13 protein-coding genes and 1 tRNA gene are annotated in these 19069 nt (G+C 69.7%); 8 read left to right on the top strand and 6 right to left on the bottom strand.

The features are described from left to right. Window positions 1-135: 135 nt before the first annotated feature. Entirely contained in the window at window positions 136-792 is a 657-nt protein-coding gene (gene pcp / locus ABDW59_RS04570; protein WP_343628309.1) for a pyroglutamyl-peptidase I, read from the bottom strand. A gap of 765 nt (window positions 793-1557) precedes the next feature. Between pcp and ABDW59_RS04565 the strand changes: the two genes are divergently transcribed. Further along, the gene (locus tag ABDW59_RS04565; RefSeq protein WP_343628480.1) at window positions 1558-3453 is read left to right on the top strand and encodes an ATPase, T2SS/T4P/T4SS family; all 1896 of its coding nucleotides are present in this window, start codon (window positions 1558-1560) and stop codon (window positions 3451-3453) included. Window positions 3454-3554: 101 nt separating this feature from the next. On the opposite strand, the gene ABDW59_RS04560 is transcribed toward ABDW59_RS04565, so the two are convergent. Both ABDW59_RS04560 and ABDW59_RS04555 read right to left on the bottom strand, forming a co-directional pair. Further along, window positions 3555-4886 carry a 3-deoxy-D-manno-octulosonic acid transferase gene (locus ABDW59_RS04560; protein ID WP_343628308.1) on the bottom strand — a complete coding sequence of 444 codons (1332 nt, stop codon included), beginning with the start codon at window positions 4884-4886 and terminating at the stop codon, window positions 3555-3557. After that, window positions 4886-6274, bottom strand: a complete 1389-nt coding sequence (locus ABDW59_RS04555; RefSeq protein ID WP_343628307.1) for a phosphomannomutase/phosphoglucomutase — start codon at window positions 6272-6274, stop codon at window positions 4886-4888. The genes ABDW59_RS04560 and ABDW59_RS04555 overlap by 1 nt, the downstream gene beginning before the upstream one ends. Before the next feature lie 218 nt (window positions 6275-6492). On the opposite strand from ABDW59_RS04555, the gene ABDW59_RS04550 reads away from it, so the two are divergent. From ABDW59_RS04550 to ABDW59_RS04540, 3 genes are read left to right on the top strand one after another with little or no spacing between them, the layout of a single operon-like run. Then, on the top strand, window positions 6493-8106 hold the full coding sequence (locus tag ABDW59_RS04550; protein ID WP_343628306.1) for an Ada metal-binding domain-containing protein: 1614 nt from the start codon (window positions 6493-6495) through the stop codon (window positions 8104-8106). After that, complete coding sequence (locus ABDW59_RS04545; protein WP_343628304.1) at window positions 8103-8645, top strand: methylated-DNA--[protein]-cysteine S-methyltransferase; 543 nt, start codon at window positions 8103-8105, stop codon at window positions 8643-8645. Before ABDW59_RS04550 ends, ABDW59_RS04545 begins: the two co-directional genes overlap by 4 nt. Beyond that, on the top strand, window positions 8642-9532 hold the full coding sequence (locus ABDW59_RS04540; protein WP_343628303.1) for a DMT family transporter: 891 nt from the start codon (window positions 8642-8644) through the stop codon (window positions 9530-9532). The genes ABDW59_RS04545 and ABDW59_RS04540 overlap by 4 nt, the downstream gene beginning before the upstream one ends. Here the strand turns inward: ABDW59_RS04540 and ABDW59_RS04535 are convergent. After that, window positions 9495-10085 carry a TetR/AcrR family transcriptional regulator gene (locus ABDW59_RS04535; RefSeq protein WP_343628302.1) on the bottom strand — a complete coding sequence of 197 codons (591 nt, stop codon included), beginning with the start codon at window positions 10083-10085 and terminating at the stop codon, window positions 9495-9497. The two genes, ABDW59_RS04540 and ABDW59_RS04535, sit on opposite strands and share 38 nt — an antisense overlap. 164 nt (window positions 10086-10249) lie before the next feature. On the opposite strand from ABDW59_RS04535, the gene ABDW59_RS04530 reads away from it, so the two are divergent. Further along, the gene (locus tag ABDW59_RS04530) at window positions 10250-11548 is read left to right on the top strand and encodes an MFS transporter (RefSeq protein WP_343628300.1); all 1299 of its coding nucleotides are present in this window, start codon (window positions 10250-10252) and stop codon (window positions 11546-11548) included. Here the strand turns inward: ABDW59_RS04530 and ABDW59_RS04525 are convergent. Then, a complete protein-coding gene (locus ABDW59_RS04525; RefSeq protein ID WP_343628299.1) occupies window positions 11529-13430 on the bottom strand; it encodes a propionate--CoA ligase in 1902 nt (633 codons plus the stop codon). The genes ABDW59_RS04530 and ABDW59_RS04525 overlap by 20 nt on opposite strands. A 306-nt stretch (window positions 13431-13736) precedes the next feature. Here ABDW59_RS04525 and ABDW59_RS04520 point away from each other — a divergent pair, with 306 nt between their 5' ends. From ABDW59_RS04520 to ABDW59_RS04510, 3 genes are all read left to right on the top strand, one after another. Beyond that, on the top strand, window positions 13737-14879 hold the full coding sequence (locus ABDW59_RS04520) for a C40 family peptidase (RefSeq protein WP_343628298.1): 1143 nt from the start codon (window positions 13737-13739) through the stop codon (window positions 14877-14879). 96 nt (window positions 14880-14975) lie between these two features. Next, window positions 14976-16241, top strand: coding sequence for a hypothetical protein (locus ABDW59_RS04515; RefSeq protein WP_343628297.1), 1266 nt, complete (start codon window positions 14976-14978; stop codon window positions 16239-16241). 136 nt (window positions 16242-16377) lie between these two features. Next, window positions 16378-16453, top strand: a tRNA-Ala gene (locus tag ABDW59_RS04510). A 188-nt stretch (window positions 16454-16641) separates the two neighbouring features. Here ABDW59_RS04510 and ABDW59_RS04505 read toward each other — a convergent pair. Beyond that, the gene (locus ABDW59_RS04505) at window positions 16642-19035 is read right to left on the bottom strand and encodes an ATP-dependent DNA helicase (protein WP_343628296.1); all 2394 of its coding nucleotides are present in this window, start codon (window positions 19033-19035) and stop codon (window positions 16642-16644) included. Between the last annotated feature and the right edge of the window lie 34 nt (window positions 19036-19069).

Here is a 19069-nt window from a genome sequence, read left to right as displayed (position 1 = left end):
GCCGCTACCGCTTTCGTTTCCCAACGAAATGACTCGTCCTTGCTATCCGATTGACAAGTCGAGGTGGTTCCCGGCCTTCTTCGGGACGAGCAGAACCGCTGCGTCTCGATGCCAGGCATCGGTGCGGGCGGCGGCTCAATCCAGTTGCCCGCCTCCGGCGCGGATCTCCTCGGCGCCGACGGCGAGCGCCAGCGCGAGCCGCGTCGCCGCCACCAACGTGGGCAGAGGCAGGCTGGGCGCGCCGGGATGGCGCGCGGCCTGTTCCGGCAGATAAGGGATGTGCATGAAGCCGCCGCGGATCGCACAGCCCTGGAGCTGCCGCAACTGGCTCAGCCGGTGCTGCAGCCCGTAGAAGACGTGATTGCAGACGAAGGTCCCCGCCGTCTGCGACACCGAGGCGGGATACCCCGCCGCTCTCAAGCCCTGCACGATCGCCTTGATCGGCAGCGTCGAGAAATAGGCCGCCGGACCGCCCGGCATCACCGGCTCGTCGATCGGCTGCGCGCCCGCGTTGTCGGGGATGCGCGCGTCGTCGACGTTGATGGCCACGCGCTCCAGCGACAGATCGCAGCGCCCGCCGGCCTGTCCGATGGCCAGCACCGCGATCGGCCGGATCCGCTGCAAGGCCTCGTCGAGCTGACGCAGCGACTCGCCGAACACGCAGGGCAGTTGCAGCGCCACGACCTTGGCGTCGTCGATGATCTCGCCGCTCAGGGCGCGTGCCAGTTCCCACGACGGGTTGATCGACTCCCCGCCGAAGGGTTCGAAGCCGGTCAGCAGAATCTTCTTCATGCGCCGCAGTCTAGCGGGGCAGGTGTTACTCTCCCGCCCCATGAGAACCCGGGAGGCGGGCAGACGGCGCGCGGTCCAGACGCGCCGGGACAGCCCCGGTTCCCGGCGCCCCCTTCGGAGACCGCCTACATGTCCGACCCGTCCGCGCCGCTCCAATGGCCGTATGCCCAGCCCGGCCTCACGCCGGCCGAGCAACCGCCCTTGTTCGAGTGGCCGACCCCGCCCTTCGCCGCCTACCCCCAGTCCAAGCCCCAGCGCGAGCCGCTGGCCTGCGAGATCCTCGGCCTGAACGGCAGCCGCGCCGTCGGCAAGGTGATCCTCATGGTGCCCAGCGAACGCCTGGCGCAGGTGGTGGTTCCGCCGGCGCGCAACGCGATGCCGCTGAAGTTCTCGCAGTTCAAGACGCTCAAGCTGCTGCACGCGATCGAGGTCCCCCCGCAAAGCCCCGAACAGGTCAAGGATCCGCTCACGCTGGACCAGCGCCCGCGCAGCGAGTTCCGGCTGGTCTATCAGGGCGGCGAGGAACAGAAGGGCACGACCATCGGTCATCACGAGAGCGATCTCGGTCTCTTCCTCTTCCCTCCGGTGAGCGAGACCAGCGACTGGGTGCGCTGCATGTTCGTGCCCCGCGAGGTGCTGGCCAGCTTCGAGATCGGCGAGCGCATCGGCGACCTGCTGGTGCGTCAGCACGTCGCCACCGCCGCGCAGGTTCAGGACGCGGTCGACGAGCAGCGTCAGCTGCGCGATCGCCGCGTCGGCGACATCCTGGTGGCGCAGCAGATCGTCAGCGCCGAGCAGCTGATGCTGGCCATCGAGCAGCAAGCCAAGATGCCCATGGTGCGCATCGGCGAGGCGCTGCTGGCGCTGGAGCTGATCACGCAGACGCAGCTGGACGAGGCGCTGGAGCAGCAGAAGCAGGACCGCTCGGTGCCGCTGGGCGAGCTGTTGGTGCGCAAGGGCATCGTCACGCGCGCGCAGCTGCAATCGGCGTTGGCCCGCAAGATGGGCTATCCGCTGGTCGACGCGGACAACTTCGCGATCGAGCCGGACGCGGTGCGCAAGCTGCCCTTCTCCGTGGCGCGACGCCTGGAGGTGCTGCCGCTGGTGCTGCGCGAGGGCAAGCTCATCGTCGCGATGGAGGATCCCACGCGGCGCGATTGCATCGACGAGGTCGAGTTCATCACCCAGCTCAAGGTCGTGCCCGCGCTGGCGCGGCTGGGCTCCCTGCAGTTCGCCATCCCGACCGCGTACGAGCGCTTCGGCGGCCAGCCCATCGCCAGCCGCGACACCGGCCTGCCGGCGCTGTCCATGGACTTCGAGCTCGACAGCTCCGACAAGCTGATCGAGACACTCGAGCGCGAAGGTCAGGAGCAGCAGGCCCGCGAGATCGCCCGCGAGGAAGAACGGCCCATCGAGCAGAGCGACAACTCGCTGGTGCGGCTGATCAACAGCATGATCATCGACGCCCACAACCAGAACGCGTCGGACATCCACATCGAGACCCATCCGGGCAAGGAGAAGCTCAAGATCCGTTTCCGCAAGGACGGGGTCATGCAGCCTCATCTGGAGCTGCCGCACACGTATCGCAGCGCCATGATCGCCCGCATCAAGATCATGTGCGACCTGGACATCTCCGAGCGCCGCAAGCCGCAGGACGGCAAGATCAACTTCGCGCGCTTCTCGCCCCAGCATCAGCTGGAGCTACGGGTCGCGACCATCCCGACCAACAACGGGCTGGAAGACGTGGTGATGCGATTGCTGGCGTCCGCGCGGCCCATCCCGATGGAGAAGCTGGGCTTCTCGCCGTCCAACCTGAAGCAGCTCAAGGAAGCGGCGTCTCGGCCCTATGGGATGGTGCTGTGCGTCGGGCCGACGGGCTCGGGCAAGACGACCACGCTGCACTCGGTGCTGTCGCACATCAACACGCCGGAACGCAAGATCTGGACGGCCGAGGATCCGGTCGAAATCACGCAAGCCGGGCTGCGGCAGGTGCAGGTCAATCCGAAGATCGACTGGACCTTCGCCAAGGCGCTGCGCGCTTTCTTGCGTGCGGACCCGGACGTGATCATGGTCGGCGAGATCCGCGACGAGGAGACGGCCGAGATCGCGGTTGAGGCCTCGCTGACGGGTCACCTGGTGCTGTCGACGCTGCACACCAACAGCGCGCCGGAAACCGTGACGCGTCTGCTCGACATGGGCATGGACCCGTTCAACTTCGCGGACTCGCTGCTGGCGGTGCTCGCGCAGCGGCTGGTGCGGCGGATCTGCCCGGCTTGCCGAAAGTCCGAGCCCATGCCCGAGGCCATGCTCAACGAACTGCTCGACGACTACCTGCACGTGTTCCAGGCGGAGCACCGGCCCTCGCGGGACGCGGTACTCGCGGAATGGAAGGGCCAGTTCGGCCAGCCCAACCTGCTCCACTATCACAGCCCGGGCTGCGAGAAGTGCGACAACACCGGCTTCAAGGGACGCGCCGGCTTGCATGAGTTGCTGGTCGTGAGCCGGACCATCCGGCGGCTCATCCAGACCGGGTCGCGAGCCGAGGAACTGATGCACCAGGCGATGTCCGAGGGCATGCGGACGCTGCGTCAGGACGGCATCGCCAAGGTCCTGCAGGGCGTCACCACCCTCGGCGAGGTCAGGTCCACCAGCAACCAGTAGTCGCCTTCCGCTACACCCCGCCGGGTTTTCGCCCCGGCGGGCGACTCCCTTTGTCAGCCGACTTCGCCCGCATCGATCGATTCAGAGGGCTCCAGTAGGAATCAGGCGTTGGCAAGGTGCAGGATCGGAGCCGCCATCCGCGCCGCCGCGCCGCGATGCGCCGAGGCGAACTCGGTCGCGGCACGCGCCATCGCATCGCGTTCTTGCGGGCGCATGATCAGCGCGAGCGCCTCGCGCAACGCCGTCGGCAGCGTGTCCACGCGCCTGGACGCGCCCGCGGCGAGCGACAGCTCGGCCGCTTCCGCGAAGTTGAAGGTGTGCGGTCCCATGAAGAGCGGCACCCCGCATGCGGCCGTCTCGATGAGGTTCTGTCCGCCCAGCTTCTCGAACGAGCCCCCGAGCAGCGCGACGTCGGCCAGCCCGTAGTACAGCGCCATCTCGCGCATCGAGTCGCCCAGCCACACGTCCACGACGCGCGCGCTCAGCGGCGGCGTGGCCTGTTCCTGGCTGCCGAAGGCGCTGCGGCGAGCGAGCACCAGCCCGGCGTCGCTCACCATCGCGGCGATCTCGTCGAAGCGCTGCGGGTGACGCGGCACGATCAGCAGCAGCGGCGAGCCCGCCGCGGCGCGCTCCGCCGCCGCGCGCTTCCAAGCGGCGAGCATCGCGGCCTCCTCGCCCTCGCGAGACACCGCCAGCATCAGCACCGGTCGATTCAGCTCGGCGCGCCACGCGCGGCCGCGCGCGATCAGCGCCTCATCGGGCTGCAAGTCGAACTTGAGGTTGCCGCAGACGCGCACGTCCGCCACGCCGGCCTGGCGCAAGCGGTCCGCGTCCTCGGCGGACTGCGCCAGCGCCAGCCGCAAGGTCCGCACCGCCGGGGCGAGCAAGGCCTTGAACTTCTCCCCGCGGCGCAGGCTGCGCGCGGACAGGCGCGCGTTGGCCAGCACCATGGGCACGCCGGCCCTCAAGGCCTCGTGCTGCAGGTTGGGCCAGATCTCGGTTTCCATCAGCACGCCGACGGCGGGCTTCGTGCGACGCAGGAAACGGCGCACCGCGCCGGGCGTGTCGAAGGGCAGCCAGCGCTGCTCGTCGCCCTCGCGCAGCAAGGCGCGGCCGGCCTCGCGACCGGTCGCCGTCGTGTGCGTGAGCAGCAGCCGCATGCCGGGCCGGTCACGTCGCAGCTGATCGATCAGCGCGACGGCCGCCCGGGTCTCGCCCAGCGAGACCGCATGCACCCAGACCGAGCCCGGCGCGATCGCCGGCCCGAAGCCGAAGCGCTCGCCGATGCGAGCCTTGTAAAGCGGCTCCACGCGGCCGCGCAGGAACAGCCGCAGCAGATAGGCCGGTGATCCCAGCCGCAGCACCGTGCTGAAGAAAGAGCGCGCCAGACGCTCCTTCATCGAATCGGCCGGCGGCGGCCAGGCGCCCGCCATCAATGGCCCGAGGTGAAGGTGACGTCCGGCTTGACGCGCTTGAGCTGCGCCAGCACTTCCTTCTGGATGCGCTCCAGCGCCTCTTGCGTGTGGCCCTCGAAGCGCAGCACCAGCACCGGCGTCGTGTTGGACGCGCGCACCAGGCCGAAGCCGTCGTCGTACTCCACGCGGAGGCCGTCGATGGTGATGATGTCCTTGGCGTTCGGGAACTCGGCGATTTCCTTGAGCTTGGCCACGACTTCGTGATGCTCGCCTTCCTTGCAGGGGACGTTCAGCTCGGGCGTGTTCACGCTGTTGGGCAGGTCGTTCAGCACCTTGCTGGGGTCCTCGCTGCGCGACAGGATCTCCAGCATGCGGGCGGCGGTGTACATCGCGTCGTCGAAGCCGTACCAGCGCTCGGCGAAGAAGATGTGGCCCGAGAGCTCGCCCGCCAGCGGCGCGCCGGTTTCCTTGAGCTTGGCCTTGGCCAGCGAGTGGCCCGTCATCCACATCAGCGGCTTGCCGCCGTGCTCCTCGATCCACGGGGCCAGTCGTTGCGTGCACTTGACGTCGAAGATGATCTCCGAGCCCGGCAGGCGCTTGAGGATGTCCGCGGCGATCAGCATGATCTGGCGGTCCGGCATGATCATCGTGCCGTCCTTGGTCACGATGCCCAGGCGGTCGCCGTCGCCGTCGAAGGCCAGACCCAGCTCGGCGTCGGTCGCGTGGACGATGCGCTTGAGGTCTTCCAGGTTCTCGGGACGCGAGGGATCCGGATGGTGGTTGGGGAAGTCACCGTCGACCTTGGAGAAGATGTCCACCACCTCGCAGCCCAGCGCGCGCAGGATGGCCGGGGCGGTCGCGCCCGGGATGCCGTTGCCGCTGTCGACCACGACCTTCATCGGGCGCGCCAGCTTGGCGTCGGAGACGATGCGGTGCGCGTACTCGGCCACGATGTCCATCTTGGCGACGCGGCCCTCGCCGATGGCGTAGTCCTCGGCCTCGATGCGGCGCTTCAGGCCCTGGATCTGCTCGCCGTAGACGGCGGCGCCCTTCAGCACCATCTTGAAGCCGTTGTAGTCCTTGGGGTTGTGGCTGCCCGTGACCTGGATGCCGGAGTTGCAGCCATGCTTGCCGCGCGTGGCGGCGACGTAATACAGCATGGGCGTCGTGACGGCGCCGATGTCGACCACGTCCAGACCGGTCGACTTCAGACCGCGGATCAGCGCATCCACCAGCGAGGGGCCGGACACGCGGCCGTCACGGCCCACGGCCACGGCCTTCTCGCCGGCCTGGACGGCTTCCGTGCCGAAGGCCTTGCCGAGGTGCTCGGCCAGCGTCTCGTCCAGCGTCGTGCCCACGACGCCACGGATGTCGTAGGCCTTGAAGATGGATGCGTGAACTTGCATGTGCTTCCCTGTAGGAATTGGAGTGAATCGGGACAAATCGCCCCGGCACGGACCGGGCCGGTTCGAAAAACTGGGCGGATTGTAGGCAGGCCTCGTGAGGCGCCCGTGTAACCCGGTGCACGCAGGCAAAAGACGGGCCAGGGCGGGTCCGCCTCGCGCTCAGGGACATGTCCGAAAACGGCCAGCCCCGGGCGGGACCGGCTCCTATGATTCGTCGCATGGACTTTCTGCTCGACCCCGAACACTGCTACCCGGCGCTGCTGGCGCGCGATGCGCGCTTCGACGGCCAATGGTTCGTCGGGGTGACCTCCACCGGCGTGTATTGCCGCCCCATCTGCCGCGTCCGCACCCCGCGGCGCGAGAACTGCCGCTTCTTCCCGAGCGCGACGCTGGCCGAGGCCGCCCGCTTCCGCCCTTGCCTGAAGTGCCGCCCCGAGTTGGCGCCCGCCTCCCGCCCTTGGAGCACGATGGACGCCGCCCAGGTGCTCGCCCGCGAGGCCGCCCGCTGGCTGGACGAGTGCGCCCCCGAGGAGGCCTCCCTGCCCGCCCTCGCCACCCACCTGGGCGTGAGCGAGCGCCATGTGCGGCGCGTCTTCACCACCGTCCACGGCGTCGCGCCGCTGCAATATCTGCAGACCCGCCGCCTGCTGCTGGCGAAACAGTTGCTCACCGATACCCGGCTGACGATCGCCGAGGTCGCGCTGGCCGCGGGCTTCGCCTCGCTGCGCCGCTTCAACGCCGCCTTCCAGGAGCATTACCGGCTCAGCCCGTCCGCGCTGCGAAAAGGCGGATCCGACACCGCGCCCGCCCTGACGGGCACCGCCATCTCGGAAACCGCCGAGCTCCGCCTCGACCTGCGCCCGCCGCTGCTCGGGACCGCGCTGCTGAGTTTCCTGGCCGCGCGTGCGGTGCCCGGCGTCGAGCGCGTCGATGTCCAAGCGCTGACCTTGTCGCGCAGCGTGCGGCTGGTCCGCGCCGGTCAGCCGGACCTGCTGGGTTGGGTGTCCGTGCGGCTGAGCCCGGACGGCGCTGAGCGCGCCCAGGTGCGGCTGTCGCTGAGCGCCTCGCTGTGGCCGGCGATCGCGCAGCTGATGCCGCGACTGCGCCGCTGGCTGGATCTGGATGCCGACCCTCAGGCCATCGCTGCCGCGCTGGACGAGGAACTCGGCCCCGCCGCCGAGGGGCTGCGGCTGCCGGGTTCGCTGGACCGATTCGAGCTGGCCATCCGTGCGGTGCTGGGTCAGCAGATCACCGTCGCCGCGGCGCGCACGCTGGCCACGCGCCTGATCACCCGATTCGGCGAGCCGTTGCCCGCCCCGCTGGGCGCGCCGGACGGCGTCACCCATGTCTTCCCGATGCCCGCGACGCTCGCCGCCGCGACCGTCGACGACATCGCCTCGCTGGGCATGCCCGCGCGCCGGGCCGAAGCGCTGATCCACCTCGCCCGCCAATGGCCGACGCTGGCCTTCGCGCAAGGCCGCGGCACGGTCGAGGACGCGATCGCGGAGCTGGCCGCCCTGCCCGGCCTCGGTCCCTGGACCGCGCATTACATGCTGATGCGCGGCTGGAGCTGGCCCGACGCCTACCTGCCCGGCGACGTGGTGCTCAAGCAATGCCTGGAGCAACGCGCCGGCACGCCGCTGCGGCCCCGCGAGCTGATCGCCGCCGCCGAACACTTCGCCCCTTACCGCAGCTACGCCGTGCTGCAGCTGTGGCGCGAGGCCTCCGCCGCGAGCGCTGCCGCCAGCGCCGCCCGCGCGGCCGAGAAATCCGTCAAGACCACAGCGGCGGGACGTTCCGCCGCCGCCATGAAGAAGGAGATGACACGATGAAAAGCGCTCACACTGCCTGGACCGAGACCGCCACGCCCCTGGGCGCGCTGCTGGTCGCTCGCAACGACGAAGGCCTGTCGGGCCTCTGGTTCGAAGGTCAGAAGTACCACCCCGGCGCGGTCGACGCCCCGCGCGACGACGCCGATCCGCTGCTGAGCGCCACGGTCGCCGTGCTGCGCGGTTACTTCGCCGGCAAGTCCGACGACGCCGCGCCCGCGCTGCCGCCGATGTCGCCGCGCGGCACGCCCTTCCAGCAGGCCGTGTGGCAAGCGCTGCTCGCGATCCCCGCGGGCGAGACCATCACCTACGGGAAGCTCGCCACCCGACTCGGTCGCCCCGAAGCGGTCCGCGCGGTCGCGGCCGCGGTGGGCCGCAATCCGGTCTCGGTGCTGATCCCGTGCCACCGCGTGGTCGGCGCCGACGGCAGCCTCACGGGCTATGCCGGCGGGCTGCATCGCAAAGAGGCCTTACTGACAATCGAAGGTGGTCTGCCGGTTACCCTCCGCGCCTCGCCCCCTCCGCAAAAGGTGCCCGCGTGAAGCGAAGCGATCTGATCGAACTGCTGGTTCTGGCCGCCATCTGGGGCGCGTCCTTCCTCTTCATGCGCATGGCTGCGCCCGAGTTCGGCGCGGTTACCACCGCCGCCGTGCGGGTGGCCGGCGCTTCGCTGTTCCTGATTCCGCTGCTGGGCCTGCGCGAGGGTCTCGGCGACCTGCGCACCCACTGGAAGGGCCTGCTGCTGGTGGGCCTGCTCAACAGCGCCTTCCCCTTCGCGCTGTTCAGCTTCGCCGCACTGTCCATCAACGCCGGCCTGTCCAGCATCCTCAACGCCACCACGCCCATGTGGGGCGCGCTGGTGGCCTGGGCCTGGTTCGGGCAGCGGCTGGACGGATCGCGGCTCCTGGGTCTGGCGCTGGGCTTCGCCGGCGTGGTGCTGCTGGCCTGGGACAAGGCCTCGTTCAAGCCTGGCGGCAGCGGCTTCGCCATCGTCGCCTGCCTGATCGCCGCGCTCAGCTACGGTGTCGCGGCCAGCGCGACCAAGCGTTATCTGTCCGGCGCCAGCCCGCTGGCCGTGGCCACCGGCAGCCAGTTCGCCGCCGCGCTGCTGCTGGCCGCGCCGGCCTGGACCCTGCGACCGGCCGCCCTGCCCAGCGCGCACGCCTGGGGCGCGGTCGCGCTGCTGGCATTGCTGTGCACCGGCATCGCCTACATCCTGTTTTTCCGCCTGATGAAGCGGGTCGGGCCGACCAACACCATCTCGGTGACCTTCCTGATCCCGGTCTTCGGTCTGCTCTGGGGCTGGATCTTCCTGGGCGAGACCCTGAGCGTCGGCATGGCGCTGGGCTGCCTGGTCGTGCTGATCGGCACCGCGCTGGCGGTGGGCGTCCTCAAGCTGCCTTCGTCAGCTGCTCGAGCGACGTCTTGAGGATCTGATCCGACAGCCCCGGCGCGCCCTGCCCGCAGGCGCGCGCCAGCACCATCCCGCCGACCATCGTGGTCAGCGTCCGGATCGCGCGGGCCTCGTCCTCGGGTGTGGGCTCGTCGGCGACCGTCCCATCGGGACGATGGACGGCGAGTTCGCGCAGATAGGCCGCGATGCCGGTGCTCATGGCCTGCCCGAGCAGCCCCCCCTCGCGCGCCGCGTCCACCGCCAACGAGGTCATCGGGCAGCCCGCCCCGGGCGTGTCGCGATGCGTCGCGCCGAAGTAGCGCTTGAGCAGCGTCGTGAGGTCCCCCTCGTGCCGCTCGAACTGCGCCGACAACTTGCCCAGCGCGTGCTCGAAGGCCTGATCGCAGGCCTCGGCCGCGAGCTCTTCCTTGGACGAAAAACGCCCATAGAAGCCGCCGTGCGTGAAGCCGGCCTCGCGCGCGATCTCCGCCAGACCGACGCCGGCGATGCCGCGTTCCCGGTACAGGCGCGACGCCGTCTCGACCAAGGCCTGCCGGTTGGCGGCGGACTGTTCCTTGCTGACTTTCATGATGGGCGTCATCGTAGCGACGCCGCCGGCGCGTCGCCAGCGATTCGCGAAGCCATGGTTTTGAATATGGTCATCATTAAATCCAAGCACATCGAGGCGCTCGGATTTACGATGCCGCCCATCATCAAAACCGGCGGACCCACCGCCGTCCGACCGAGGCCGCCATGCTCGCACCCGCCCTGTCCCGCCGCATGACCCACCAGGGTCTCCACTTCAGCTGGGTGATCGCCGGGCTGACCTTCCTGACCATGCTGTTCATGTCGGCGGCGCTGGGCCTGCCGGGCGCGATGCTGCAGCCGCTGGCCAAGGAATTCGGCTGGTCGACCAGCCAGATCTCGTCGGCGCTGGCCCTGCGCTTCGCGCTGTTCGGGCTGATGGGCCCTTTCGCCGCCGTGCTGATGGAGCGCTTCGGCGTGCGCGCGGTCGTGGCGACGGCGCTGTCGCTGGTGGGCGGCGGCATGCTGCTCGCGGGCCTGGTGACGCAGCTGTGGCAGCTCGTCCTGCTGTGGGGCGTGATGCTGGGCGTGGGCAGCGGCATGACGGCGCTGGTGCTGGGCGCGGTCGTCTCCAACCGCTGGTTCGCGACGCGCCGCGGCTTGATCATGGGCATCCTGACGGCCAGCGCCGCGACGGGTCAGCTGATCTGCCTGCCCGTCGCCGCGTGGATGATCGAGCAATGGGGCTGGCGCTCGCCGCTGCTGCCGCTGGCCGTGCTGTGCCTGGCGGTGATGGCGCTGGTGCTGCTGTTCATGCGCGACCGCCCCTCCGACGTGGGCCTCGCGCCCTATGGCGCCGATCCGGCCGCGGTGGCCGCGGCGGCCACCGCACCGGCCGTCCCGGCGGCGCAGGTGACCTGGCGCACTCCGTTCGTCGCGCTGCGCGAGGCCTCGGTACAGCCGACCTTCTGGCTGCTCTTCGGCACCTTCTTCATCTGCGGCCTGTCGACCAACGGCCTGGTGCAGACGCACTTCATCTCGCTGTGCGGCGATTACGGCCTGGCAGCGGTGCCGGCGGCCTCGGTACTGGCGATGATGGGGATGTTCGACTTCATCGGCACCATCGCCTCGGGCTGGCTCAGCGACCGCTACGACGCGCGCAAGCTGCTGTGCTGGTATTACGCGCTGCGCGGGCTGTCGCTGATGTGGCTGCCCAATGCGGAGTTCACGCTCTACGGCCTGTCGCTCTTCGCCGTGTTCTACGGACTGGACTGGATCGCCACCGTGCCGCCGACGGTCCGTCTGACGGCGGAGCGCTTCGGCGCCGCCAAGGTCGGCATGGTGTTCGGCTGGATCTTCGCGGGCCACCAGATCGGCGCGGCCGTCGCCGCCTACGGTGCGGGCTTGAGCCGCAGCCTGCTGCTGAGCTACGCCCCGGCGCTCTACGTCGCCGGCGCGGCCTGTCTGCTGGCCGCGGTGATGGCGATGGTGATCCGGCGCAAGTCGGTCAGCCCAGCAAGTCCTTGATCTGCTGCAGGGCCGCGGGATCGTCCAGGGTCATCAGATCCCCGGGATCCCGCTGCTCGCACACCGCCTGGATCGCCCGCCGCAGCAGCTTGCCCGAGCGCGTCTTGGGCAGCAGTCCGACGAAGCGCACCCGGGCCGGCCGCGCGACCGCGCCCAGCGTCTGGTCGACGCGCTTCATGATCTCGGCCTCCAGCGTCTTGGCCCCCTCCTCCGTCGCCGCGCGCGCCGGGTCCTTCAGCACCGCGAACGCCATCGCGACCTGCCCCTTGAGCGCGTCCGCCACCCCCACGACCGCGACCTCCGCCACCGCCGCGTGACCGGCGATGCATTCCTCGATTTCCCGCGTTCCGAGCCGATGGCCGGCCACGTTGATGACGTCGTCGCTGCGTCCAAGGATGAAGAAGTAGCCGTCCTGGTCCTTCACGGCCCAATCGAAGGTCGAGTACACCTGCCGACCCGGCACGCCGCTCCAGTAGGTGCGGACGAAGCGCTCGTCGTCGCGCCAGACGGTCTGCATGCAGCCCGGCGGCAGCGGGAAGCCGATCGCCAGCAGGCCCTTGCGGCCGGGCTCGGTGAGTTCCTCGCCCGTCTGCTCGTCCAGCAGTTGCACGCGGTAGCCGTACATCGGCACGCCGGGTGAGCCGAACTTGGGCTGGGCCGGCTCGACCCCGCGCGCCAGGGTCAGGATGGGCCAGCCGGTCTCCGTCTGCCAGTAGTTGTCGATGATGGGCTTGCCGATGGCGTCGGCGATCCAGCGCGCGGTGGGCTCGTCCAGCGGCTCCCCGGCGAGGAACAGCGTCCGCAGCGAGCTCAGGTCATGCCGCGTCAGGCAGGCCGGGTCCTGCTTCTTGAGCACCCTCACCGCCGTCGGCGCGCTGAACATCACCGTGACCTTGAAGCGCTCCACCAGCCGCCACCAGACGGCTGCGTCCGGCGCGACGGGCGTGCCCTCGTACATCAGCGTCGCCATGCCCGCGATCAGCGGCCCGTAGACGATGTAGCTGTGGCCCACGACCCAGCCGATGTCGCTGGTGGAGAAGAAGGTCTCCCCCGGCCGCCCGTCGTAGATGTGGGCCATGCTGGCCGCCAGCGCCACCGCATAGCCGCCGACGTCGCGCTGCACGCCCTTGGGCTTGCCCGTCGTCCCGCTGGTGTAGAGCGTGTAGCTGACCGCGTCCGAGGTCAGCCATTCGCAGGCAACACGTGACCCCAGCAGCCGCTGGCGCTCCGCGGCGTAGTCCAGATCACGTCCCTCCACGCGATCGAAGGCCGCCAGCCCGCGATCGACCATCAGCACCTTGGTCGGCTTGTGCGCGGCCAGGCGGATGCCCTCGTCGAGCAGCGGCTTGTAGGGGACGACGCGCCCGGCGCGGCTGCCCGCGTCGGCGCTGACGATGAGCACCGGCTCCGCGTCGTCGATGCGATTGGCCAGCGCATGGCTGGCGAAGCCGCCGAACACCACCGAATGCACCGCGCCGATCCGCGCGCAGGCCAGCATCGCGAAAGCGGCCTCGGGAATCATCGGCATGTAGATGAGCACGCGGTCGCCGACACCGACGCCCTGCTCGCGCAGCATCGCGGCCATGGCCTCGACCTCGTCCTTGAGCGCGGCAAAGCTGTAGACGCGCTCCTGGCCGACTTCGCTGGACACCCAGATCAGCGCCGCGTCCTCGGGCCGCCGGGCCGCGTGCCGGTCCACCGCGTTGTGGCACAGGTTGGTCCGCCCGCCGACGAACCAGCGGGCGAACGGCGGCCGGCTGTCGTCGCAGACCTGGTCGAAGGGCCGATGCCAATCGATGAGGCCGGCCTGCTCGGTCCAGAAGCCCTCGGGGTCGTCGATCGAGCGCCGGTAGAAGGCGTCGTAGCGGGTCGTGCGGGTCATGGCGGTCTCCTTGTCGTTCTGACGGTCCGCGATCCGGGGCGCTGCGGGCGGCGGGGTCGGGCCGTGTGTTTGGAGGCGATTTCATGCAGACGGTCTGACGTCACGCTGACCTGCGCGAAGTACGCACGGAATCGCCGGTTTGGAAACGAACCTTCACAGCGTCGTGCCACAGGGCTGTGGTCCAATCCGGGTTTCTCCTGGGAGCGGTCACGGCCATGCCCGGACTTTCCCTAGCCAAGCGCATTCCCGAGGGCAATCGCGCTTGACCGGCGCGGAGAGGGTTTTTAACCTCCGCGCCCAACAACGATGAGAACCGTTCGCTTCACCGCCCCCTTCTCCCGTCGACGTCCACTCCAGCGCGCCATGGCCGCACTGGGGCTGATTTGCGTCTTCGCGAGCGGAAGTTGCTGGGCGCAACAGTCGACCTCGTCAACCAACAACACGGCCAAGACCCACGCCAAGGCCGCCGCCAAGCCGGCCGCCAAGGCCAAGTCCGAGCCGGTGCAGAAGCCCTCCAGCAAGTCGGCCAAGGCCGGCAAGGGCGAGTCGTCCAAAAACAAGCAGCAGGTGGCAGCCAAGGACGACAAGTCCCGCACGGCCGACAAGCCGGCCCCAGCCGCCGCCAGCGCAAAGCCTGACACCAAGGTCGCCGATCTGAAGTCGGACCTGAAAGCCGATGCGAAGGTCGACGCCAAGCCGGACGTCCGCGCGGATGCGGCGCCCCCGCCCGGCACGATGATGGGCGCCTACGGCCAGAGCCTGATGCGCGCGCCCGCCGCTGCCACGGCGACCGCCGCGACGGTGGCCGTGGCCGGCACCGCCGCCACGCTGGCCGCGGCGCAGCCCGCTCAGCCGACGACCGCCGGCACGCCCAGCGCCAATCTGCCTGCCACCGCCATGATGGGCGCCGCCGCCGGCAACGCGGGGGACTCGGTCGCCCGCTTCCTGCAATCGCGCGGCATCGTCGCGCAGGCCCAGGCCGGAACGCCGCAGGCCGATGTTCAAACCAATGCCTCGACCAATCCCGGCCTGCTGAACCAGGTCCGCGACAAGGCCTCGGATCTGGTCCTGTCGGCGATGAACTTCCTGGGCGTCCCATACAAGCGCGGCGGCAACTCGGTCTCCAACGGTTTCGACTGCAGCGGCTTCACCCGCCACATCTTCGAGATGTCGGTGGGTCTGGTGCTCCCGCGCCGTGCCGACGAGCAGGCCAAGATGTCCAGCCTGGTCCCGATCCGCAAGGAAGATCTGAAGCCGGGCGACCTCGTGTTCTTCAACACGATGCGTCAAACCTTCTCGCACGTGGGCATCTACGTCGGCGAGGGCAAGTTCATCCACTCGCCGCGCGTCGGCGGGGCCGTGCGTGTCGAGGACATGCGCGAGGCCTACTGGGCCAAGCGATTCACCGGCGCCCGCCGGGCGGATCTGAATCAGTCCAATCCGGGCTGAGCTATTCCACTCTTCTTCCCCAAGACAAGTCCTGACACGGGGCCTCGGTGAAGGCGGCTATGCTGCGCCCCAGCGCCGACCGCCGCGATCACTCCCTTGTCCGCCGTCCTCGACCCCGTCCAGGTTTCCACGCAACGCGTCCCCGACCAGATGGGCCAAGCCCTGCTGCTGGCGGTGCTGCTTCACGTGCTGCTGGTGCTGGTGTTCGGAACCGCGCCCGGCGGTAGCGCCAAGCCCGGGGAAGGCGCTTGGGGCTCGATCAACATCCGCCTGCAAGGTGACCGCCACGAGCCCGGCTCGGGCGAGCCCGCGACGGTCATCCCCGAGCGCGGCCCGGTCGGCGAGGCCAAGCAGGCGCGCTCCGGCGGCGCTGTGCGAGAGAAACCACCCACGCCGGAAGAACGCAAGACGCCTGGCGCGGCCCGCCAAGGCCAATGGCGCCAACAGCCCGGCGACGAGCTGACCGGCGACGCGCCGAGCGATCGCAAGGCGCCTCCCGCCGCCACGGCGCCCGCGCCGGCACCGGCGCCACCCGCGCCCGCGGCAACGACATCGCCAGCCCCCGCCGCCGAGCCCACACCCGCGCCGCCCGTCGATACGCCTCAGCCGGTGCCCACGCCGCTCACGATGCCGAGCGACACCACGACCGTCACGCCGACGCGCATCACGCCTTCGCGCGACATTCAGCCGACGCGCTCCGCCGTACCGACCGAGGCGCTGCAAGCGCCCTCGCCCGTGCAGCTCCCCGAGCGCCCCGCTCCCATGCTCAGCGAGACACCGACCACGCTGCGGCGCCTGGACAGCGTTCCGGTGGAGCGCTCTTCGCAGGCGCCGCTGCCGACGCAACTGAAGGCGCCCGCCGCGCTGCCACCGCTGACGCCGGCGGCGACAGCCGCACCAGCGCCCGCCCCCACGACTCCAGCGACCACGCCGACGCCGACACCCGCTACGCCACCGACCACGGCCTCCACGTCCGCGGCGACGCCCTCGCCGACTCAGGCGCCGGCCAACCGGGTGTCGCTGGATGGCTCGACGGCGCAGACCAGCACGCAGCCCAGCGTCGGCGCGCCGGACGCGGGCGCGCGCGTCGGCCAAGACGTCGCGACGCCGGCCTCGGCGAAGCCGAAAGCTCCCAAGCTCAACCTTGACCTGAATCCTTCACGCGGCCCGATGGCGGCCCGTGGCAATGCCTACGGGGTCGTTCAGGCGCTGCCCAAGCCGCCGATCGACAAGGACGCGCTGGCCGAGGAGATGAAGAAGGCGGCCCAGCAGGAGTGCCGCAAGGCCTACGCGGACAAGGGCCTGCTGGCGGTCGTACCGCTGGCGCGCGATGCGATCCGGGACAAGGGCTGCCGCTGGTGAGCCGGCTGCCGCAGCGCTAATTCCCGGCTCGACGGGCGTCTCGATGGGCCGATCGCGCAGGGTGTGCGATTCGCGTTCTGAAACTGCGCTGGCGACGGAGCTTCGGAGAATCTCTGCTATAGTCTGAGTCTTCGTTGGGGGGGTAGCTCAGCTGGGAGAGCGTCGCGTTCGCAATGCGAAGGTCGGGAGTTCGATCCTCCTCCTCTCCACCAACAGATCATTCCAGGCGGTCCCAAACCGTTTCAGGAAACCCAAAAAGCCCTAGAGAATCAACGCTCTAGGGCTTTTTTCTTGCTCACAGCGTCGCACGACGTCTGACCCCACCCCGGTATCCCGCAGGCGTGCTCGCACGCTGCCAAGTTCATCGGCCTTGTCCGATCGGCGGCCGTCGAGGAAGCCTTCAATGTCGCCTGTCGCGATGGCCGCATTGGCGGCTGCCAGCAGGGTCTTGTGGGCTTGCGTCATCACAGTCTCCGTGAACGATCGACCGATCGCGTGGCAATCGGGGCGCCGATGAAGACCACCAGGGCGGCAACAAGCGCCGAACCTCTGGGTGAGCGAAGCGGTCGTCGATCAGGTGGAGCACGCCGAAGTCCTCGGTCGTGCGGATCACTCGGCCCGCAGCCTGCACCACCTTCTGCAGGCCAGGATAGAAGTAGGTGTAGTCGTACCCCGCGCCGAAGAGCGTCTCCATTCGCGCGCGCAGGGTCTCGTTGATCGGGTTGACCTGCGGCATGCCCAGCGTTGCCACGAACGCCCCGATCAGGCGTCGGCCGGGCAAGTCCACGCCTTCGGAGAACGCACCGCCGAGCACCGCGAAGCCGACGCCGCGCCCGTCGTTGGTGAATCGCTCCAGGAACTCGCGCTGCCCACGCTCGCTCATCCGGCGCGATTGCCGCCATTGCGGCACGCCGGGATGGCGCTGGGCCATCAGATCGGCGACCTGCTCCAGGTACTCATGGCTGCTCTGAAACGCCAGGTAATTGCCAGGCACCTGGTGGAACTGTTCCGCGATCAGGTCCGCGATGGGCGCCAGTGAGCCGGCCCGATCCCGGTAGCGCGTCGAGATGTGCGCGGCGGTGTGCACCTGCAGCTGCGCCGATTGGAAGGGGGATTCGACATCGACCCACAGGTGTTCCTGCGGCAGGCCGAGCAGCTCGGCGTGATAGTCCCTGGGCAGCAGCGTCGCGGAAAAGAGCGTCGCTGTCCTCGCCGCCTCGAGGCGAGGCTTGAGGAATGGCGCCGGCACGACGTTGCGGATGCACAAGGTCGAGCTTCCCGCATGGGCATGCGAGGAGGTAGGCCGCTGCGCGTCGAACAGCGAATGCGGACCGAAGCGTTCCGCCGCGCGGCTCATCGCCAGCGCTTCGAAATGAAAGTCGAGCAGCGCCGGATCCGCGTGGTCGGCGTGCTCGGCAAGATGCTGAGCGATCACGGCATTGCTGCGGTCGAGCGCCGTGAGCAGCGCGACGGGAACGCGCTCGTGAGCGGCATAGGGCTCGGCCTGCGCTCGGTCGATCGCGCGCCATGCGGCCGCGACCTTGCCCAGCGCTTGGTGCAAGCGCGGCGCCGCGGTCGCCAACCCGGGCACGCGCCGCGCCAGCCGAAGCGTCTGGGGGGACAGCGTCGCGCTGAACATCCGGCGGCCCCGCTCGACGAGGTTGTGCGCCTCGTCCACCAGCAGGCCCACGCGCCATTGGCTCGTCTGTGTCAGCCCGTGCAGGAGCCCACCATGGTCGAAGTAGTAGTTGTAGTCGCCCACCACCACGTCCGCCCAGCGCGCCAGCTCCTGGCTCAGGTAGTACGGACACACGCCCTGCGAGAGTGCGGCATGGCGCACCGCGTCTCGGTTCAGCGCGAGCGCAGCCGATGTCTGCTCCTGCAGCGCCTGGGCGCGCGCTGCCGGGACCCGGTCATAGAAGCCCCTGGCCAATGGACAGGAGTCGCCATGGCAGGCGCGGTCGGGATGCTCGCAGCTCTTGTCGCGCGCGACCAGCTCCAGCACGCGCAGCGGCGCGGGCACGTGTGCGAGCGTATCGAGCGCGGCCTGTCGTCCCGAGGTCTTGGCCGTCAGGAAGAACACTCGGTCCAAGTGCTGCGTCGGCATGGCCTTGAGCATCGGGAACAGCGTGCCCATGGTCTTGCCGATGCCCGTCGGGGCCTGCGCCAGCAGGCACCGCCCCCGCGCAGCGGCGCGATACACCGCCTCCGCCAAGGGCCGCTGTCCATTGCGAAAGTCCCCGAAGGGAAAGCGCATCGACTCCAGCGCCGCATCGAGCTGCCGCCGACGCGCCACTTCCGCCGTCGCCCAAACCATGAACCGCTCACAGTGGGACTCGAAATGCAGGCGCAGGTCCTCGGCCATGCAGCGCTCGACGAGCACCGTCTCTTCCTGACTGTCCAGGTCCAGATAGACCAGTGCGAGCTCGGCCGCATCCCAGCCTTCTGAGCTGCAGGCCAGCCAGCCGTAGATCTTGACCTGCGCCCAATGCAGCTGCCGATGCGTGGGCCGCTGGCGGTCGAGGGAGCCACGAAAAGTCTTGATCTCCTCGACGCGGCGGCGCGCCGCGTCGATGCCGTCGGCCCGGCCGCGCACGACGAGCTCGCCATGCCGCCCTTGCAGCGCCACCTCCTCGCGATAACCCGCGCCACGCCGTCCTCGCACCAGCGCATGTCCGGCCACGCCTTCCTCCGCGGAGGGCGAGGGTGTGAATCGCAGGTCCAGATCGCCCTGCTTGGCGGTGAACTCGCACAGCTCGCGCACCGCGACGGTGTAAAGGGGTGAGCCGTTCATGGAAAGGGCTGCGGGGCGAGGGGCGAAACGTTCG

It is taken from the genome of Roseateles sp. (assembly GCF_039595295.1).
GTDB lineage: Bacteria > Pseudomonadota > Gammaproteobacteria > Burkholderiales > Burkholderiaceae_C > Roseateles.
The sequence above is the reverse complement of the archived record's forward strand: the minus strand, read 5'-3'. Positions and strand labels throughout refer to the sequence as shown.